Origin of the sequence: Absiella sp. AM29-15, assembly GCF_003434225.1 — a bacterium.
In the GTDB taxonomy this organism is placed as follows: Bacteria; Bacillota_I; Bacilli_A; order Erysipelotrichales; family Erysipelotrichaceae; genus Hoskinsella; species Hoskinsella hominis.
Window position 1 is genome coordinate 43,952 of sequence record NZ_QVFL01000012.1, and the last position, 17,583, is coordinate 61,534.

Below are 17,583 nucleotides of genomic sequence, written 5' to 3' on the forward strand. Positions count from 1 at the left end.
ATATCTTTATCTTATGGTCGATGTAAGCGTTACACAATATACAAATAGGGCAATTTGGCTAAGTTTTTAAGTAAATTATACGAATTATAAGAATTATGACGCAAAAGATTATATAACTCTTACAAAATGTGCTAAAATAATAAACGTTGAGAATAAAAAAGAGGAGAGAAACATATGCTTGAATTACAACATCTGTGTTTTGAAGTAGATGGAAAAAAGATTGTAAATGATATAAATCTAACGATAGCGGATGATCGTTTTACGGTAATCACCGGACCAAATGGTGGAGGTAAATCCACACTTGCCCGTTTGATTATGGGAATTGAATTTCCTACATCCGGAAAGATTTTGTTTGATGGAGTGGATATTACCAATATGCGCATTGATGAACGTGCAAAACTACATATTGGATATGCTTTCCAGCAACCACCACGTTTTAAAGGTATGAGTGTACAGCGTTTATTAACACTTGCTAATGGTCACAACATGAGCAAGGAGGAATGCTGTGAGATTTTAAGTGCTGTAGGGTTATGTGCAAATGATTATATCGATCGTGATGTCGATGGTTCTTTATCAGGTGGGGAAGTAAAACGTATTGAAATCGCAAGCTTACTGGCTCGTGATTTAAAGCTTTCTATATTTGATGAACCAGAAGCCGGCATTGATTTGTGGAGTTTTGCGAAACTGGTAGAAACATTCCAGCGTCTGCAAGAGGAACGTAAACAATCTATCATTCTGATATCACATCAGGAACGCATCATGCAGCTGGCGGATGAAATCGTAATTATTGAAAATGGAAGTATTAAAAAGAAAGGCAGTAAGGATGAAATTCTGCCATCATTGATGGATGAATTTGATTCCTGTGCTTATAAAAAGTAGGTGAGCATAATGGAACAGATGGAAAAAGATTTATTAAAAAGCATTGCGGATATCAGTGGCTTTATGCCAGGCAGTGCCTTTAACCTTAGAAAAAATGGAGAAGGCGTGGAACGCCATTCTACACCAAATGTAAAAATTGTCACAAAAGAAGATAAACCCGGCATTGATATTATTGTGAAGGCACACACTTCTGGAGAAAGTGTGCATATTCCAGTAATTTTAACAGAAAGTGGCATCAATGATATGGTCTATAATGATTTCTATATTGAAGAAGGCGCAGATGTGGAAATTATCGCAGGCTGTGGTATCCACAATGATGGCTGTGATACTTCCCAGCATGATGGTATTCATACTTTCCATATCGGTAAAAATGCGAAAGTGAAATATGTAGAAAAACATTATGGAGAAGGAAGCGGCAGTGGAGAACGTATTTTAAATCCAGTGACGATTATTGATATGGAGGAAGGTTCGTTTGCGCAGATGGATATGAGCCAGATCAAAGGCGTGGATTCCACTATGCGTAAAACAGAAGCCAATCTTGGTCCAGGTGCAAAGCTTGTGATCAATGAAAAGCTGATGACACATGGACACCAGCAGGCACATAGTGATGTTACCGTCAACCTGAATGGAGAAGACAGTGTTGTACAGATTGTATCTCGCTCTGTAGGCAAGGATACATCTATACAGGTATTCCATCCTATTGCGGTAGGAAATAATCGTTCCCGTGCACATATTCAGTGTGATTCTATCATTATGGATCAAGCGAAAATCAGTTCAATTCCAGAAATTGCCGCAAACCATGTGGATGCCCAAATCATTCATGAGGCAGCCATTGGAAAGATCAACAGCGATCAGCTGATCAAGCTGCAGACCCTTGGATTAACCAGTGATGAAGCGGAAAAAGAGATTGTGGACGGTTTCTTGAAATAAGCCGTATGCAGGTATTCTATATAAGAATATCTGCTTTTTTGTATATAACTATATTATGTTAAAAAAATAAAATTTCCAAAAATTGACGGTTTTCTTCTCATTATGACAAGCTTGTGATAAAATTGTATTGTCTAATGAGGTTAATGAATATGACAAGATTAAAAGGCGATAAACGATTAAAAAACTCGATATATATATTATCTATTCGACATGGGCTGATGCAATCCATACCATTTTTGATTTTGGGTGCATTTTCTTTATTGTTGAGTAGTTTTCCATTGGATGCTTATCTGGATTTCATTGGATCTTTTCATCATGGCGCAATCGTCAATATATTAACAACTGTTTACAATGTAACGTTAGGTTCTATTGCATTATTATTGATTGTCAATATTTCCTATTCATTTGGGAAATTGACGGGTGATGACCATGTGTTTTTTTATCCTGTCACCGCTTTGGTTTCTTATACTGGATTCTGTGGTGGATTTAAGGAAGGCATATCTATATTTAATCCAGAGTGGGTATTTACTTCTATGGTGATTACCTTGCTGTCCTGTACATTGTTTCGCAAAGGGATGGCATATGGAAGCAAGATGGAGAAATTACATACAGCCGGGGCAGAATATTTATTTAATAAATCAATTCAAGCGATTTTTCCTGTTGTATGCAGTGTGGTAATATTTACCTCCCTAGGAGGAATCATGCGTGCGCTGCTTGGGGATATCAATATCACAAACTTTGGCTCCTATTTCTTTTTAACATTGTTTAATAAAGTTGGAAAAGGAATTTGTGGGGCAATGCTTTATGTTTTCTTTGTGCATTTCCTATGGTTTTTTGGTATCCATGGAACCAATACGATGGAAATCGTTGCACAACGTGTTTTAGAACCCGTCATTGCCATTAATAAAGAAGTTTTACAGTCAGGTTCTATCCCAACCGAAATATTCTCAAAATCATTTTTAGATACCTTTGCCTTTGTGGGAGGATGTGGTGCTGCATTATGTCTGGTTATTGCCATCCTTCTGGTTTCAAAGAAAAGTCATAATCGAAAACTGGCGAAAGTTACTGGTTTATCCGTATTATTCAATATCAATGAAATCGTTATTTTCGGTTTCCCAGTCATCTTTAATCCTATCATGCTGGTACCTTTTATTTTAACACCAATCATTTTAATGTTAAGTAGTGCATTCGCAATGTATTTTGGTTTGGTGCCGGTTGTATCACATTCGGTAAAGTGGACTGTCCCAATCTTTTTGAGCGGTTATATTGCGACAGATTCTATTCGAGGCAGCATTTTACAGTTATTCAATCTTGTATTAGGGGTATTGATGTATATTCCATTTGTAAGAATCAGTGAGGAAAAACAAACAAAAGAATTTATCAATTCCACAAAAGCCATGACAGCAGATATGGCAATGGGAGAAGCCGTTGGTATTATTCCAAGCTTTTTATCAGATTCCTATGAACATCACTTTGCCGCAAGAACACTTGCTTCCGATTTGCGCAATGCCATGCAAAGAAACCAGTTGCAATTGTATTATCAAGTACAGATGGGAAATGATGAACAGTTATTTGGCGCAGAAGCATTATTACGCTGGAAACATCCAGTCGCAGGCTTTATATCTCCACCATTATTGATTGCACTTGCCAACGAAGATGGCTTCCTGTATGAACTGGGGTTATATATCATTGAGCGAACATGTAAAGATGTACAGATGATGGAACAATACCGTAAACATATGGATATATCTATTAATATCTCTCCAAGACAGCTGGAAAATGAAAGCTTTGTGCAAGATGCGTTAAATATTATCGGCAAATATGATATACGTAATACATGCTTGACCTTTGAAGTCACAGAACGTGCATTATTGAATACATCTCCACTCATTATTGAACGTATCCAGTTATTGCGTGCAAAAGGCATCGCCATGAGTATGGATGATTTTGGCATGGGACATAGCTCTATGATGTATCTACAGGAAAGCGCATTTGATGAAGTAAAATTAGATGGCAGCCTGGTCAAAAATATTTCTGATAATGATCGTTCAAAAGAGATCATTACGGGTGTAATTGATATGGCAAAGAAACTAAATTATCATGTTGTTGCGGAATTTGTGGAAACCAAAGAACAGCGGGATATCCTGTCCTCTTTAGGTTGTGATATCTATCAGGGATATTACTATGGAAAGGCAATGCCGCCAAAAGATTTTGTGGAAAATTTTCTTAAGAACAAATCAGCATAAAAAACAAGACTTGTCATCATAAAGATGCTTGTTATAATAATGCTGGAGTTGATAGAATGAAAAAGAAAATCTTATTGATTGTAATGATGGCGATGATGTGTCTGTTACCAATTGAGGCAAACAGTAAAAAGAATGTGAAACTAAGTAAATGCACGGATGGTGATACAGCACATTTTCTAATTGATGGAAAAGATAAAACTGTACGCTTTCTTGCAATTAATGCGCCAGAATACACAAAAGAAAAAGAACCTTTTGGTAAGGAAGCCAGTGAATATGTATGTAATACACTGACCAATGCCAAAAAGATTCAATTAGAATTTGATGATGGCAGTGATGAAACTGATAAATATGGCAGAGTACTTGCATGGGTATATGCGGATGGCAAATTGCTTCAGCGTGAACTTGTAAAGCAAGGATTGGCAGAAGTCAAATACATCTATGGTGATTATGCTTATACCGATGAACTGAAAGAATTGGAAAAAGAAGCAAAAGCTAAGAAACTTGCTATGTGGAGTAATGAAACAACAAAAGAAGATGATACCATGCCATATTATCTAAGTGCAGCAGGTGGTGTTGTATTGATTATTATTGGAACATTCTTTGCGAAAGGGAAACGCAATAAAAAGAAAATGATCAAACAAGGCATGAAACAATTGAAGCGTAAATAAAAATCCTCAAAATATGAGGATTTTTTTACATAGTTTTAATTTTTTCTGCAAGTTGTTTTCCCAGATCCATTAATTTATCCAGATCTTCTTCACTAGGTGTATAGTTTTGAGATAACACATCATCTGTTAATAATGTGAAGCCAGCACTTTCTAAACGTGCATTGATTTCTTTTGTGACGCCATTGAACCATCCATAAGATCCAAAACCAAGAGCTTTTTTGCCTTTGATTTTACAGCTTTTTAATTTTTCAAGGAAACCGCTGATATCAATCGCCATCACGTTGTTATAGCAGCCACTGCCTACAAGAATGGCTTTCGCATCTATAAGCTCTTTCATAACCAAAGCAGGAGATGTCATAGAATATTTAAATACTTTTACACAGACACCATTGCGACCAATGCCTTCGGCCAGTGCTTCTGCCATCTGCTGGGTATGTTTCCATACACTTTCATAAACGATAACAACTTTATCTTTACTTTTGAATGTTGCGAAATCTTCATATGCGGCTAACATTTCTTCAATATACGTTCTCCAGATCACACCATGCGCTGGGGCAATCATATCAATTTCAAGATTCATATCCTTGATTTGTTTTAACTTATTTGCCACCTGTGTACCATATGGCATGACAATGTTGGCATAATAATTTTTTGCTCTATCTAAGCATTTATCTAAACCATGCGCATCATCAAACATATCATAGCTGCAAATATGCTGGCCAAATGCATCGTTGCTGAATACGATTTTTTGCTGTGCCACATATGTCAGCATATTATCCGGCCAGTGAATTAACGGCATCTCGACAAACGTTAATGTGTTTTTCCCTATATTTAAAGTATCACCTGTTTTTACTTTGCGGTAATCATAATCTTTGAAGTATTGTTTTAACATAATGCCAACACCTGCATTTGATGCATAAGGATGTGCATCAGGATAAGCCTGCATAAATTTCACAAAACCACCAGAATGATCTGGTTCTGCGTGCTGGCAAATCACATTATGAATTGGCTGATCACCAATTACAGAACGAATGCGTTCCATCATAATATCAAAAAACTCTTCTTCTACCGTATCAATTAATGTAATTTGTTCATCTACAATTAGATAGGCATTGTATGTAGTTCCTTCCTCAATTGGAAAAATATCCCCATGAAAATGGCGGCAATTGAAATCATGTACACCTACCCAATACATGTTCTCTTTAATCTGAATTGCTTGTTTCATTCATATCACCTCTATTTGAATATTGTAGTGGTTCCTGCCTGTTTTGTCCACTGATATGATTTGTATATGTCTGGAAATGCAAAAATTTGTATTATTTAACAGAAAAAGTGCAAATATTAATAAAACGAAAGCGTTGCCGTTTAAAAAAAGGAAAATGGGTAGTATAATAAAAGCAGATGGAACATCTAAGGAGGTCAATTTGATGATTATTCAAAGTAAGAGAGTGTGGGTATTAGGACAGTTTTTAGAAGCACAGGTAGAAGTTGTGGATGGCAAAATTGCCAATATTTTACCATATGGCGCAAAAACTGCAGATAAAGACTATGGTGATAAACGAATCGTTCCAGGATTCATTGACATTCATACACATGGTGCTTATGGATTTGATACAAATGATGCAGAAGAAGAAGGTCTTCGTAACTGGATGAAACATATTCCAGAAGAAGGCGTAACTGCAATCTGTCCTACAACAATAACACAGACAGAAGAAGTATTGACAAAGGCTGTTGCAAATGTTGCGAAAGTCGTAGAAGAAGGATATGAAGGTGCAGAAATCCTTGGTATTCATTTTGAAGGACCATATCTGGATATGGTTTATAAAGGAGCACAGCCAGAGCAGTGTATCGTAAAACCAGATGTTGAACAATTCAAACGTTATCAGGAAGCTGCACATGGCTTAATCAAGATCATTACGATGGCTACAGAAAAAGACGAAGATTTTAAACTTACAAAATATTGTGCAGAAAATGGTGTTGTTGTCAGCATTGGACATTCAGCTGCAACTTATGAGGAAGCAAGTATGGCAGTTGCCAATGGTGCAAAATCTATGACACATATCTTTAATGGTATGACACCATTCCACCACAGAAAACCAGGCTTGGTTGGCGCAGCAATGCGTTTTAGAGATGTATTTGGTGAAGTCATCTGTGACGGTAATCACTCAACACCAGCAGCATTAAATGATTTATTCATGGCAAAAGGTCGTGATTATACAATCATGATTACAGATGCATTGATGGTAAAAGGTTTACCAGTTGGCACAAAAGTATTATTCGGTGGCAATGAAATCGAATTATATCCAGATGGAAGTGCCCACTTGGTAGAAGCAAAGAGTCTGGCAGGATCTACATTAAAAGTTAATCAGGGATTAAAAGTACTAGTAGAAAAAGCATTGATTCCATTTGATTATGCAATTAATTCTTGTACAATCAACCCTGCTCGTTTATTGGGTATCGATGATCGTAAAGGTAAATTAGTTGCCGGATATGATGCAGATATCGTAGTATTGAACGATGACTATTCTGTAGAAATGACATACTTGAAGGGTAAAGAAGCATTCTAATAAGTAATGTAAAGGTAGGAAGCGGTGGATAACACCGCTTTTTTTGCCTTTTGGAGGGGAAAATGAAAACACATTTAGGAAAAAAATGGTATCAAAATAATTTGTTGTGCATCATCATGCTGGTCATATTTCCACCAATTGGTTTATTTCTTCTGTGGAAATATCACAGAACATGGAAAACAATGATCAGATGGGTGGCTACTGTATTATCCGTTTTATGGGGTATATTTTTTGTGGTTGTGGCAAATGGTGAAACACCAGAATCCATACATATTTCATCTCAAGATATCACAATAGAAATCAAAGATACAATATTTGTACCGATTGATGTACAACCAGAAGGAACGCAAAATTTAGTGAAATTTCAAAGTGAAGATGAATCTATTGTAAGTTTTGAAGAAGATCAAAAACAAGAAGTGTTCACTGGAAAAATAACGGCACTTAAAGAAGGCAGTACAACGATTTATGCGTATTATCATGATAAAGTGATCAGCAATAAAATAAAAGTAGAAGTTGTGGATACGCAAAAGCAGAAAGTAAGAGAAAAGGCTGCGGCTGATATTGATAAAAACATAGTGGCATTAGGGACGATCACATTAGAAAAACAAGAAGCTATAAAAAATATCAGAACATCTTATGATGCTCTTGATAAAAAAGGCCAGCAGCTGGTCAAACATTATACAGAGCTTGAAAAAGCAGAAAAAACAATAGAAAAACTTCAAAATGAAGAAAAACAACAGATAAAAACTGTTGAAAAAGATATTGAAGATATCGGAACAGTATCATTAAAAAGCAAAGCATCAATTCAAAAAGCACGAAAAGAGTATGATGCTTTGCGTAAGGCAAGCCAGAAAAAGGTAAGCAATTATACGGTTTTGGTAAGTGCAGAAAAGGCATATCAGGATCTGGAAGCAAAAGAACAGCAAAAAGCAGAAGCAAAGCAACAGGAAGCGATAAAAAAACAACAGGAGGCCGCGGCAAAACAGCAGCAGGAAAATGAAGCTGCCGCAAAACAACAGCAGAATTCCACGAATGATACTTATCATGAAGAACAAAACAGCCCATCGCAGGGACTTGTATATTGGACACCGAATGGTGGAAAATATCATGCAAGCTCTAGTTGTCGTACTTTGAAAAAATCAAAAACGATTATACAGGGAACTGTGGAGGAAGCAAAAGCTGCGGGCAAGGATGCTTTATGTAAAGTGTGCGGGCATTAAAACTGCCTATTTACTTATCGCTTAAAATCACGTATCCTAATACTTGTAAGTGATTGGGAGGATATACATGAAAGATAAGATAAAAGCCATCTTTTTTGATGTAGATGGAACATTATACAGTCATCGATTTCACGATATTCCAGAAAGTACGAAAGAAACGATGATAAAACTAAAACAACAAGGCTATAAAATTGGTATTTCTACCAGCAGATGTCGTTATGAAACAAAAAATCTGCCAAGATTCTTTCGAGAATTTCCATTTGATGCGGCCTTTTATGATGGCGGAGCACTGGTAATGGAAAAAAATCAAATGATTCATAAGGCACCCATTGATAAAAATGCTTTGAAAAAATTACTACAGATGGCAGAAAAAGATCAGATACCGCTACGTTATTCTACAGTGGAGGGAGATCATTTTGCCTATCCATGTGATTGGCAGATCAAAGACAACTTCTTTAAGCTTTATTTAAATATGCCCATCGTGAAACCATATGAAGGCGAAGACGTTTTTAATGTTTTAGCATATCCAAAAACCAAAGAGCATTTGGAAAAAATCTACTCGATGCAGGAAGAGGTCAATATTGTTGAACATGGAGATAAGACGATGGAAATCACGGCACAGCATATTGATAAAAGCAAAGGAGTAGCAATTATGGCAGACAGATGGAATCTGACAATGGATGAAATTGCCTGTTTTGGGGATGGATATAATGATATCGAAATGTTGAAACATGCCGGATTAGGCATTGCGATGGGCAATGGAAAAGATGCTTTGAAAGAAGTAGCGGATATTGTCTGCGATGCAATTGATGATGATGGAATTTATAAAATATGCAGAGAACTGCAATTCATTTAGGAGGACAAATCAATGAAATTAGAAAATGAACGTTATGTTGTGACTTTTACCACAAAGGGTGGTGAAATCGAAAGCTTTACAGATAAAGAAACAGGAATCCAGTATATGTGGCAGGGAAATCCTGATTTCTGGGGTGGAAAAAATCCTACACTGTTTCCAATCGTAGGAAACACACATTCTGGCGATTATGAAATTGATGGAAAACGCTATGCAATGAAGAACCATGGATTGATTCGTTATGCGACTTTAAAAGATGCATCTACAGAAGATAAAGTTGTTATGACATTAGACAGTGATGAAAATACATTATCACAATATCCATTCCCTTTCCATTATGAAATTGCATATACCTTAGAAAACAATCGTTTAACAATCGTTTATCATATCACCAATACAGGTGATAAAGATATGCCATTTACCTTTGGCTTACATCCTGGCTTTAACTGCCCATTAACGCAGGGAGAAGCTTTTGAGGATTATAAGCTGGTGTTCTCTAATCCTGAACATTTACAGCAGCTGGTTTTTGATAAGGATAAAAAGAAACCTTATGAAATCAAAGAAGTGGATGTGACAGAGCTGCCTTGTGATTATGATTTAATTGAAGAATATGCTACTTTGGTTTACAAAGGAGCAAAGAGTGCTTATGTAAGTTTACAGGGCAAGGAACACGGTGTTCGTGTTTCTTTGATTGGCTATCCATATGTGGCATTCTGGACAGCAAAAAAAGGTGCACCATTTATCTGCTTGGAGCCATGGTATGGACATGCGGATTTTAGTGAAGTAAGCGAAGATTTTTATCACAGAGAAGGCACAATGATTTTATCTGCGAATGAAACATTTACTACATCTTACAGTATTGAGGTATTCTAATGGAATTCATCCATGAAGAAAACCGTGTTTATATCAAGGATGAACAAGGGGAGCTGTTGGCGGAAATCACTTTTCCCAATGAAGCTGATCATGTGTGTATCGATCATACATGGGTATCAGAAAAATTACAGGGACAAGGAATTGCTTCCAAGCTGGTTCAGGAAGTTTTAAAGCAATGTAAAGCAGAAAATCTGAAAATACGTGCAACCTGCAGCTATGCGAAAGCATGGTTTGAAAAACATCCAAAGGAACAAAACTGGTACTTATAGAATGCTTGTTTATTGCTTTTGAAAAATGGCATATCAATAAGCAGTAATGGAAATTAAATTTTACAGAGAAATGAATCGCTTGATTTCATGCTGTAGAAAAGACAAAATGGATTTTTAGGAAGCTTTCACTTTTCTTTTTATTTCATTGAAAAGGCACGCTTAAAGGGGTATAATAAATATGTGTAATATTAGGAGGAGATTTTGAAATGAAAGTTATCGTAGTTAAAAATTATGACGAAGTCAGCAAAGAAGCATTTAATGTAATGAAGGAAGTTGTTACAGCAAAACCAGAAGCTGTTTTAGGTCTTGCGACTGGATCAAGTCCAATCGGTTTATATGAAAATATGATCAAAGACCACAAAGAAAACGGTACTAGCTATGCAAAATGCCAGTCATTCAACTTGGATGAATATGTAGGAATCGATCGTAATCACTCTCAGTCTTATTGGACATTCATGCATGAAAATTTATTCTATGGCATTGATTTACCAGAAGACAAGATTCACGTACCTTATGGAAGTACTAAAGAAGATTGTGAAGCTTATGAAAAAGCAATGGAAAACGTTAGTGTTGATGTACAGGTATTAGGTATTGGTGGAAATGGACACATTGGTTTCAATGAACCAGGTACTCCATTCACTGAAGAAACACATATCGTTGAATTAACTGAAAAGACTCGTTCAGACAATGCTCGTTTCTTTGAAGATGATATCAATAAAGTTCCTACGCATGCAATCACAATGGGTATCGCAACAATCATGAAGGCTAAGAAAATCTTATTGGTAGCAAGTGGCGCAAACAAAGCTGATGCAGTTGCTGCTATGGTTAACGGACCAGTTAGTGAAGATTGTCCAGCATCTGTACTTCAGAACCACAATGATGTTGTAGTTATCGTTGATGAAGCTGCTGCAGCAAAATTAAAATAACAAAATATCTAAGAAAGTAAGCCTTCGGGTTTACTTTTTTTAGTTTTTCATTATAATGTACCTGTATAGAAAGAGGAAGCGGTATGGCAATAAAATTAATAGCGTTAGATTTAGATGGTACATTACTGACATCACAAAAAACAATTGATGAACAGACAAAACAAAAACTGAAGCAGGCAATGGATGCAGGCATATCTATTGTCATCGCAACAGGCAGAGATAAAGGTGGTATTGATTTTGTCAGTGAGCCATTAGAGCTTGCGACAAGAGGCAAGAATTTTGTGGCAGGTGTCAATGGACAGATCATTTATGATTTTTATCATAAAGAATACAGTGTGGATAAAGTTTTTAATGGACAGGATGCAAAAAAAGTAATGCATTTAGCAAAAAAGATGAATTTTGAATGTATCTGTTGTTGTGGATATGATCACTTTGATTTTATTCGACCATCTTTGAAGTTTATGAAAAAGATGCACAGTATCCTGAAAGGAAAACCAATGGATTATGGTTTTAATCAGGGAAAGCGGCGTTTTATCACGATTCATGATGCGGATTACGAAATCACAAGTGATGTGAATAAATTCGTTTTGATTCAAACTGCTCCATATTTTGAAAAAAATCTGCCTAAAATTCGTGAAGAATTAAAAGACTTTGAAATATTGGCAGTAGGACCAGCATGGATTGAAATCATGCCAAAAGGTGTAAGTAAAGGAAATGCTTTATTGAAGATTGGCAAAGAAAATGGTATTTTACCAGAAGAAATGATGGCTTTTGGTGATGCTGAAAATGATATGAGTATGTTTCAGGCTGTTAAATATGGCATTGCAATGGGAAATGCCATGGAGTCTTTAAAACAAATAGCATATGATGTCACAGATACCAATGAACGTGCTGGCATCGCAAAAGCTTTGGATAAATACATATTTGAAAGAGAAGATGCATAAATCTTCTTTTTTTGAAACATTCTATATCATAGAAAGGTTTTTAAGGTAGAGGGGAGCGTTATATGAAAGAAAGATGCACCATGGATGAAGCGGAACATATCGTAAATACATATGCAGATATGGTATATAAATTTGCTTTATCATTGACAAGAAATAAAGATCAGGCAGATGATGTTTTTCAAAATGTCTTTTTACGCTATAGTAAAACATTGCCAGTGTTTGAAAATGAGGAGCATACGAAAGCGTGGTTTTTTACTGTCACAAGGAATTGCTGTCGCAGTTATTTAACCACAGCCTTTCTAAGGCATCATGTGCCTTTAGAAGTGGATATTCCAGTAGAAAGAAAAGAAGAAAATGCTTTGTATTACTATGTGATGAAACTACCGACAAACTATCGTATGGTGATTCATTTATTTTACTATGAACAGCTAACAACGAAACAGATTGCGGATATCCTGCATAAAAAAGATGCGACCATACGAACATGGTTAAAGCGTGCAAGAGAACAGTTAAAGACGATGCTGGAAGGATGTGATATTGATGAAATCTTATAAAGAAATCAATGATGAGATACAAGCAGCGGAAAGTTTAAAACATAAAACATTGATGAAAATGCAGGAACAAAAGGCACCATCCCATGTATGGCAGAAAACACTTCTGATTGCGACTGCAGCTGTTTTATTGTTTATTATTTTACCGATACAAATGCATCTTGCGACAGATTCAGGAAGCAATACAGCAAACATCCTTTTGGATAACTATATTGTCTATGATCAATATGATAAATCATTTTCTGGAATCGATGAAGAAAAAGGGGATGCCGCAATTCATACACCTCCATATCCTAATGCAGATAAAACAGGAAGTGCAGATGAATATATCCAGAAAAAAGCTTTACCAAAAGGATTTACTTTAACATTCCAGCAAAAAGATCAGGATAACACGATATATACCTATTCCAAAGATCAAAAACATGTGATCATCACACTTACAAATAAGGAAACAAAACTTCACAATACAAAGGCGTATGGAGAGTATCAACTTCAAATCATGTTGATGGATGATTTCTTTACAGCCACTGCTGTAAAAAAAGACCTGACAATTACCATTGAAGGTACGCAGGTCACAAAAGATGAATTCTATACTTTTATACAGGCAATATTAGACAAAGAGAGCGATTAGCTCTCTTTTATGATATCTGCACAATTTGCGTGAATCAATTCTATACAATCTGTTGGCGACATAGCGATTTGATAACCAATCTTTCCACCACTAAACATAATCTGATCAAATAACAAACATGTTTCATGAAAGGTTGTTGTATAAGCTTTTTTCATTCCAATTGGCGAACATCCTCCACGGATATAGCCAGTAACTTTATTAATATCTTTAACATGAATCATTTCTACACTTTTTACGCCAACAGCTTTGGCACATTTTTTTAAATCTAATTCATGTGCAACTGGAACAACAAATACGAAATATTCTTTCGTATTGGAAATTGTAACCAGTGTTTTAAAAACACTTTCCGGATCCTGTTGTAACATATTGGCAACACTGACACCATCGACAGCATCTTTTCCATGCGCATAAGTAAATACCTCATAAGGAAGTTTTGCCTGATCAAGGATACGCATGGCATTTGTTTTCTGAATTTTCATCCAATCACCTCATGTGACTAAGTATAGCACGTTTTGAAAGGGATGAAAAGATATCAACAAATATAAGATATAGCATAAAAAGCAGCTTTGTTGTATAATGCTGTTTGGGTGATAGAATGGTAAAAATGATCGTAATGGATATGGATGGCACATTATTAAATAGCCATAATCAAATAACAAAGAAAACCAAAGAAATATTATTGGAAGTACAAAAGAAAGGTATTCAGCTGGTTTTAGCCAGTGGGCGCAGCTATATGAAATTACTACCTTATGCCAAAGAACTGCAAATGGATATCTATGGAGGATATTTAGTTGAAGTGAATGGTACAGCAGTATATGATGTGAAAAATAATCAAAGAGAAGTTTTGGCTCAGATGCAGGTAGAACAAATACATGAAATATATGCATATTTTATGCAATATCACGTAGAGATTATCGGACAGTTTGATGATGGTATGTATGACTATATTCCAAAAGATATGATGGAGGAAAAAAAGGCTTATCGTAAACAACATCAATTACCCCAAGATTATCCATGGAGTGCAGGAGCTTTTCATTTTATATTTGATAATCGTAATGGATATCCTAATCTTGTCTATGTGCATGACTACAAAGAAATTACACATAGCATCAACAAGGTAAGTGTCACATATCATCCTAAGCAAATGGAAGAAATAACCTATTATGCAAAACGAGATCTTTCTGATCGTTATTGGGTGGGACTTACAAGTCCTCGCTGGCTGGAAATCATGATTCCAAATGTGACCAAAGCAACCGGGCTAGAAAGAGTTGCACAAAAATCAGGGATTTCTTTACAGGATATGATGGCATTTGGAGATGGAGAAAATGATATTGAAATGCTAAAAGAAGTAGGGTTTGGCATTGCAATGGAAAATGCGTTTGCACATGTAAAAGAAATTGCTGATGATGTCACAAGCAGCAATGAAGAGGATGGAATTGCTGTCGCAATAAAAAAATATATTGATTTGTGAGTAAATCACTGAATGTTTTTTAACTCTTGTGTTATACTGATAACGAACACAGGAGGTAATGAACATGAGAATAATCAATGAAAATGAATTTGAAGCAACCATTGCAAATGGTGTTGTATTGGTAGATTTCTTTGCAACATGGTGTGGTCCATGTAAGATGTTAACACCAGTTCTTGAAGAATTATCTGAAGAACTGGCAGGTAAAATAGAAATTGTAAAGGTAGATGTAGATCAAAGTAATAATCTAGCTATGCGTTTTGGTATCATGAGTGTACCAACGATGATGATTTTCAAAAATGGTGAAGCTGTAGGAACTTTACAAGGATATGCACCAAAACAGCAGTTGTTAGGAAAGCTACAACAATATCTATAAGAGGTCATGATGATCTCTTTTTTTTATTGCTTTTCTTTTCTTTGTGTGATAAAGTAACAGAAAAAAATACAGAAAGAAGGGGTTTTTGATGGGAACAATCATCAATGCACTGGCGGTGGTAGCCGGTGGCGTATTTGGTATGGCAATTAAAGGCGGCTTGCCAAAACGTGTCAGTGATTTATTAATGCAGGCTTTAGGTTTATGTACTATGTTTATTGGCATGACGGGAGCAATCAGCGGTATGATGAAAATAGAAGATGGCGTACTCGTTTCTCAGGGAACCATGTTATTGATTGCTTCTTTGGGAATTGGCGCTGTTGTAGGGGAATTATTAGATATTGAGGGAAAAATGGAACAGCTGGCTGAGCGTATCAAAAAGATGGTACATAGTGATGATAATCGCTTTATTGAAGGGTTTGTGGCCAATGCATTAGTGATTTGTGTTGGCGCAATGGCAGTTGTTGGTGCTTTACAGGATGGATTAACGCATGATCCCAGTATGTTGATCACAAAGGCAATCTTGGATGGAATCATTTCCATGGTGTTTGCTTCAGCGCTTGGAATTGGCGCAATCTTTGCGGCTGTACCACTTTTCATTTATCAGGGAGGCATCACCTTATTAGCTGGTGTAATCGCTCCATTATTTGATGCCGCATTGATCACAAATTTATCATTTGTAGGCTCTGTTTTAATATTTGGTGTTGGTGTTAATTTATTTTTCGGTAAACAGATTCGTATTGGAAATCTGCTTCCAGCTTTATTGATTCCAATTGCTTATGCCATTATCTGTTCATTCTTATAAAAAAATGTGCCGAGGAGTCAGCACATTTTTTCAATTATTATCTTTTATTTTTTAAAGGGAGAAAGTATGAATTTTTGAGGGGAAATTTCATAAGCAAGTCCTTATCTAACTTGCTGACTATAGTATACTAAAAACTTATGGATACAGTTTGTGGCAATTATGTTATATTGTGTGTAGTTTTTGACAAATTTGTGAAAGTTGACGAAAAGGGATATACCAAGAGCAATTTGTCATCATCGCTATATTGGAAATCAGTATCTATTTGATATTTCGTAAAATTTTAAAACAATATTGTGTAGCACAACGCAAAAAAAATATCCGAGGGGAGGGATATTTTTTTTGAATTATATTTTTATTTGAAAGGGAGAAAGTATGATTTTTTTTGAGGGGGAAATATCATACCAGCAAGTTCTTATCCAACTTGCTGACTACAGTATATCAAATAGTTATAGAATAAGTTTGTGGCAATTATGTTAGATTATGTTATTTTACACTAACACATAATCATATACATATGATGAATATGTTATACGGTATAAAAACAAAAGAAGCACCAGAGGGGTAAGTGTGCTTCTTTTGCCAAGAATTAATTTCTTTGAAAGGAAAAAAGTATGAATTTTTGAGGGGAAATGTTCATACTAGCAAGTTTTCAAACTTGCTGAAAATAGTATAACTAAAACTTGTCGCACAAGTTTCGAAAAATCATGTAGAATTGTGTGATAGCATTTGTTATAATGAACCCTGTAAAGTGAAGGTGATATAATGCAGTTTTTAAATTTAAATGAAGAAGAAGTCTTAGCAGCCGCAAAGCAGGCATATCCACAAAATTATATTGAATATGATCACACAGACTTTTATGTACGCGATATCGCAAAAGGTACAATTCATATTGATGATGTAGATTATCCATTATATGTCAGTACGAATTATGTGTATGAAGATCATGTGATCAATGGAAATGATACCCGCTTCAAATCTAAGTTGAGTGTCATCACATTAAAAAAAGATGCTTATGATGTCGTGTATGACAGCTTTGGTAAATATTTTGTGGCATATAAAGAAGATACGATAAAATTTGTACCTTATGAAGATTTCTATGATATGCTCAAGGATCACATTCATGTGGAAAAAGAAAAAAGTGAATCCTGACACCATTCGACAAATTTCTACTTCTTTATGCGGTATGATATAGCAGGCAGATGAAAACTGCTGATACGTTAATATCCCCTAACAATCCCTTTAATTAACGTATTCTATTCTATCCCCTATATTAATAATATTTGGAAATTGATCGCAGAATGTAACGTTTTGCGATCAATTTTCTTTTTGTTATCGTAAATTATAAGATTTAAGGATTTTTTCATATTTGATTCGTTATAC

The 17,583-nt window shown here is 35.6% G+C and carries 19 protein-coding genes; 17 read left to right on the plus strand and 2 right to left on the minus strand.

Annotated features, from left to right (window positions below; translation table 11 throughout):
• Positions 1-174 precede the first annotated feature (174 nt).
• The 4 genes from DW761_RS12745 (at position 175) to DW761_RS12760 (ending at position 4,723) form a co-directional block, all read left to right on the plus strand.
• Positions 175-879, plus strand: coding sequence for an ABC transporter ATP-binding protein (locus DW761_RS12745; RefSeq protein ID WP_117518381.1), 705 nt, complete (start codon positions 175-177; stop codon positions 877-879).
• A gap of 9 nt (positions 880-888) precedes the next feature.
• Entirely contained in the window at positions 889-1,809 is a 921-nt protein-coding gene (locus DW761_RS12750; RefSeq protein ID WP_117518382.1) for a SufB/SufD family protein, read from the plus strand.
• Between the two features lie 149 nt (positions 1,810-1,958).
• The gene (locus tag DW761_RS12755) at positions 1,959-4,055 is read left to right on the plus strand and encodes an EAL domain-containing protein (RefSeq protein ID WP_117518383.1); all 2,097 of its coding nucleotides are present in this window, start codon (positions 1,959-1,961) and stop codon (positions 4,053-4,055) included.
• Between the two features lie 56 nt (positions 4,056-4,111).
• Positions 4,112-4,723 (plus strand): thermonuclease family protein, encoded by a 612-nt coding sequence (locus DW761_RS12760; RefSeq protein ID WP_117452779.1) that lies wholly within the window; start codon positions 4,112-4,114, stop codon positions 4,721-4,723.
• Between the two features lie 25 nt (positions 4,724-4,748).
• Here the strand turns inward: DW761_RS12760 and DW761_RS12765 are convergent, their stop codons facing one another.
• Positions 4,749-5,948, minus strand: a complete 1,200-nt coding sequence (locus tag DW761_RS12765) for an FprA family A-type flavoprotein (RefSeq protein ID WP_117518384.1) — start codon at positions 5,946-5,948, stop codon at positions 4,749-4,751.
• A 202-nt stretch (positions 5,949-6,150) separates the two neighbouring features.
• On the opposite strand from DW761_RS12765, the gene nagA reads away from it, so the two are divergent.
• From nagA to DW761_RS12810, 9 genes are all read left to right on the plus strand, one after another.
• On the plus strand, positions 6,151-7,290 hold the full coding sequence (gene nagA, locus DW761_RS12770) for an N-acetylglucosamine-6-phosphate deacetylase (protein WP_117452777.1): 1,140 nt from the start codon (positions 6,151-6,153) through the stop codon (positions 7,288-7,290).
• A gap of 62 nt (positions 7,291-7,352) precedes the next feature.
• The gene (locus DW761_RS12775; protein WP_117518385.1) at positions 7,353-8,510 is read left to right on the plus strand and encodes a hypothetical protein; all 1,158 of its coding nucleotides are present in this window, start codon (positions 7,353-7,355) and stop codon (positions 8,508-8,510) included.
• A 67-nt stretch (positions 8,511-8,577) separates the two neighbouring features.
• Positions 8,578-9,366, plus strand: coding sequence for an HAD family hydrolase (locus DW761_RS12780; protein ID WP_117518386.1), 789 nt, complete (start codon positions 8,578-8,580; stop codon positions 9,364-9,366).
• Between the two features lie 12 nt (positions 9,367-9,378).
• Positions 9,379-10,236 (plus strand): aldose 1-epimerase family protein, encoded by an 858-nt coding sequence (locus tag DW761_RS12785; protein ID WP_117452774.1) that lies wholly within the window; start codon positions 9,379-9,381, stop codon positions 10,234-10,236.
• A complete protein-coding gene (locus DW761_RS12790) occupies positions 10,236-10,505 on the plus strand; it encodes a GNAT family N-acetyltransferase (protein WP_117518387.1) in 270 nt (89 codons plus the stop codon). The genes DW761_RS12785 and DW761_RS12790 overlap by 1 nt, the downstream gene beginning before the upstream one ends.
• Before the next feature lie 206 nt (positions 10,506-10,711).
• Positions 10,712-11,431, plus strand: a complete 720-nt coding sequence (gene nagB, locus DW761_RS12795) for a glucosamine-6-phosphate deaminase (protein ID WP_117518388.1) — start codon at positions 10,712-10,714, stop codon at positions 11,429-11,431.
• Between the two features lie 83 nt (positions 11,432-11,514).
• Positions 11,515-12,375, plus strand: coding sequence for an HAD family hydrolase (locus DW761_RS12800; RefSeq protein WP_117452771.1), 861 nt, complete (start codon positions 11,515-11,517; stop codon positions 12,373-12,375).
• A 62-nt stretch (positions 12,376-12,437) separates the two neighbouring features.
• Positions 12,438-12,929: an RNA polymerase sigma factor gene (locus DW761_RS12805; RefSeq protein WP_117452770.1), complete on the plus strand. Its 492-nt coding sequence runs from the start codon at positions 12,438-12,440 to the stop codon at positions 12,927-12,929.
• Entirely contained in the window at positions 12,916-13,557 is a 642-nt protein-coding gene (locus tag DW761_RS12810; RefSeq protein WP_117518389.1) for a hypothetical protein, read from the plus strand. Before DW761_RS12805 ends, DW761_RS12810 begins: the two co-directional genes overlap by 14 nt.
• On the opposite strand, the gene ybaK is transcribed toward DW761_RS12810, so the two are convergent.
• Positions 13,554-14,036, minus strand: coding sequence for a Cys-tRNA(Pro) deacylase (gene ybaK / locus DW761_RS12815; RefSeq protein WP_117518390.1), 483 nt, complete (start codon positions 14,034-14,036; stop codon positions 13,554-13,556). The genes DW761_RS12810 and ybaK overlap by 4 nt on opposite strands.
• A gap of 116 nt (positions 14,037-14,152) precedes the next feature.
• Here ybaK and DW761_RS12820 point away from each other — a divergent pair, with 116 nt between their 5' ends.
• The 4 genes from DW761_RS12820 (at position 14,153) to DW761_RS12835 (ending at position 17,352) form a co-directional block, all read left to right on the plus strand.
• The gene (locus DW761_RS12820) at positions 14,153-15,028 is read left to right on the plus strand and encodes an HAD family hydrolase (RefSeq protein WP_117518391.1); all 876 of its coding nucleotides are present in this window, start codon (positions 14,153-14,155) and stop codon (positions 15,026-15,028) included.
• 64 nt (positions 15,029-15,092) lie between these two features.
• Positions 15,093-15,401 carry a thioredoxin gene (gene trxA / locus DW761_RS12825; protein WP_117452766.1) on the plus strand — a complete coding sequence of 103 codons (309 nt, stop codon included), beginning with the start codon at positions 15,093-15,095 and terminating at the stop codon, positions 15,399-15,401.
• A gap of 88 nt (positions 15,402-15,489) precedes the next feature.
• Positions 15,490-16,203, plus strand: a complete 714-nt coding sequence (locus DW761_RS12830; protein ID WP_117518392.1) for a DUF554 domain-containing protein — start codon at positions 15,490-15,492, stop codon at positions 16,201-16,203.
• A 762-nt stretch (positions 16,204-16,965) separates the two neighbouring features.
• Positions 16,966-17,352 (plus strand): hypothetical protein, encoded by a 387-nt coding sequence (locus DW761_RS12835; RefSeq protein ID WP_233509531.1) that lies wholly within the window; start codon positions 16,966-16,968, stop codon positions 17,350-17,352.
• Positions 17,353-17,583 lie beyond the last annotated feature (231 nt).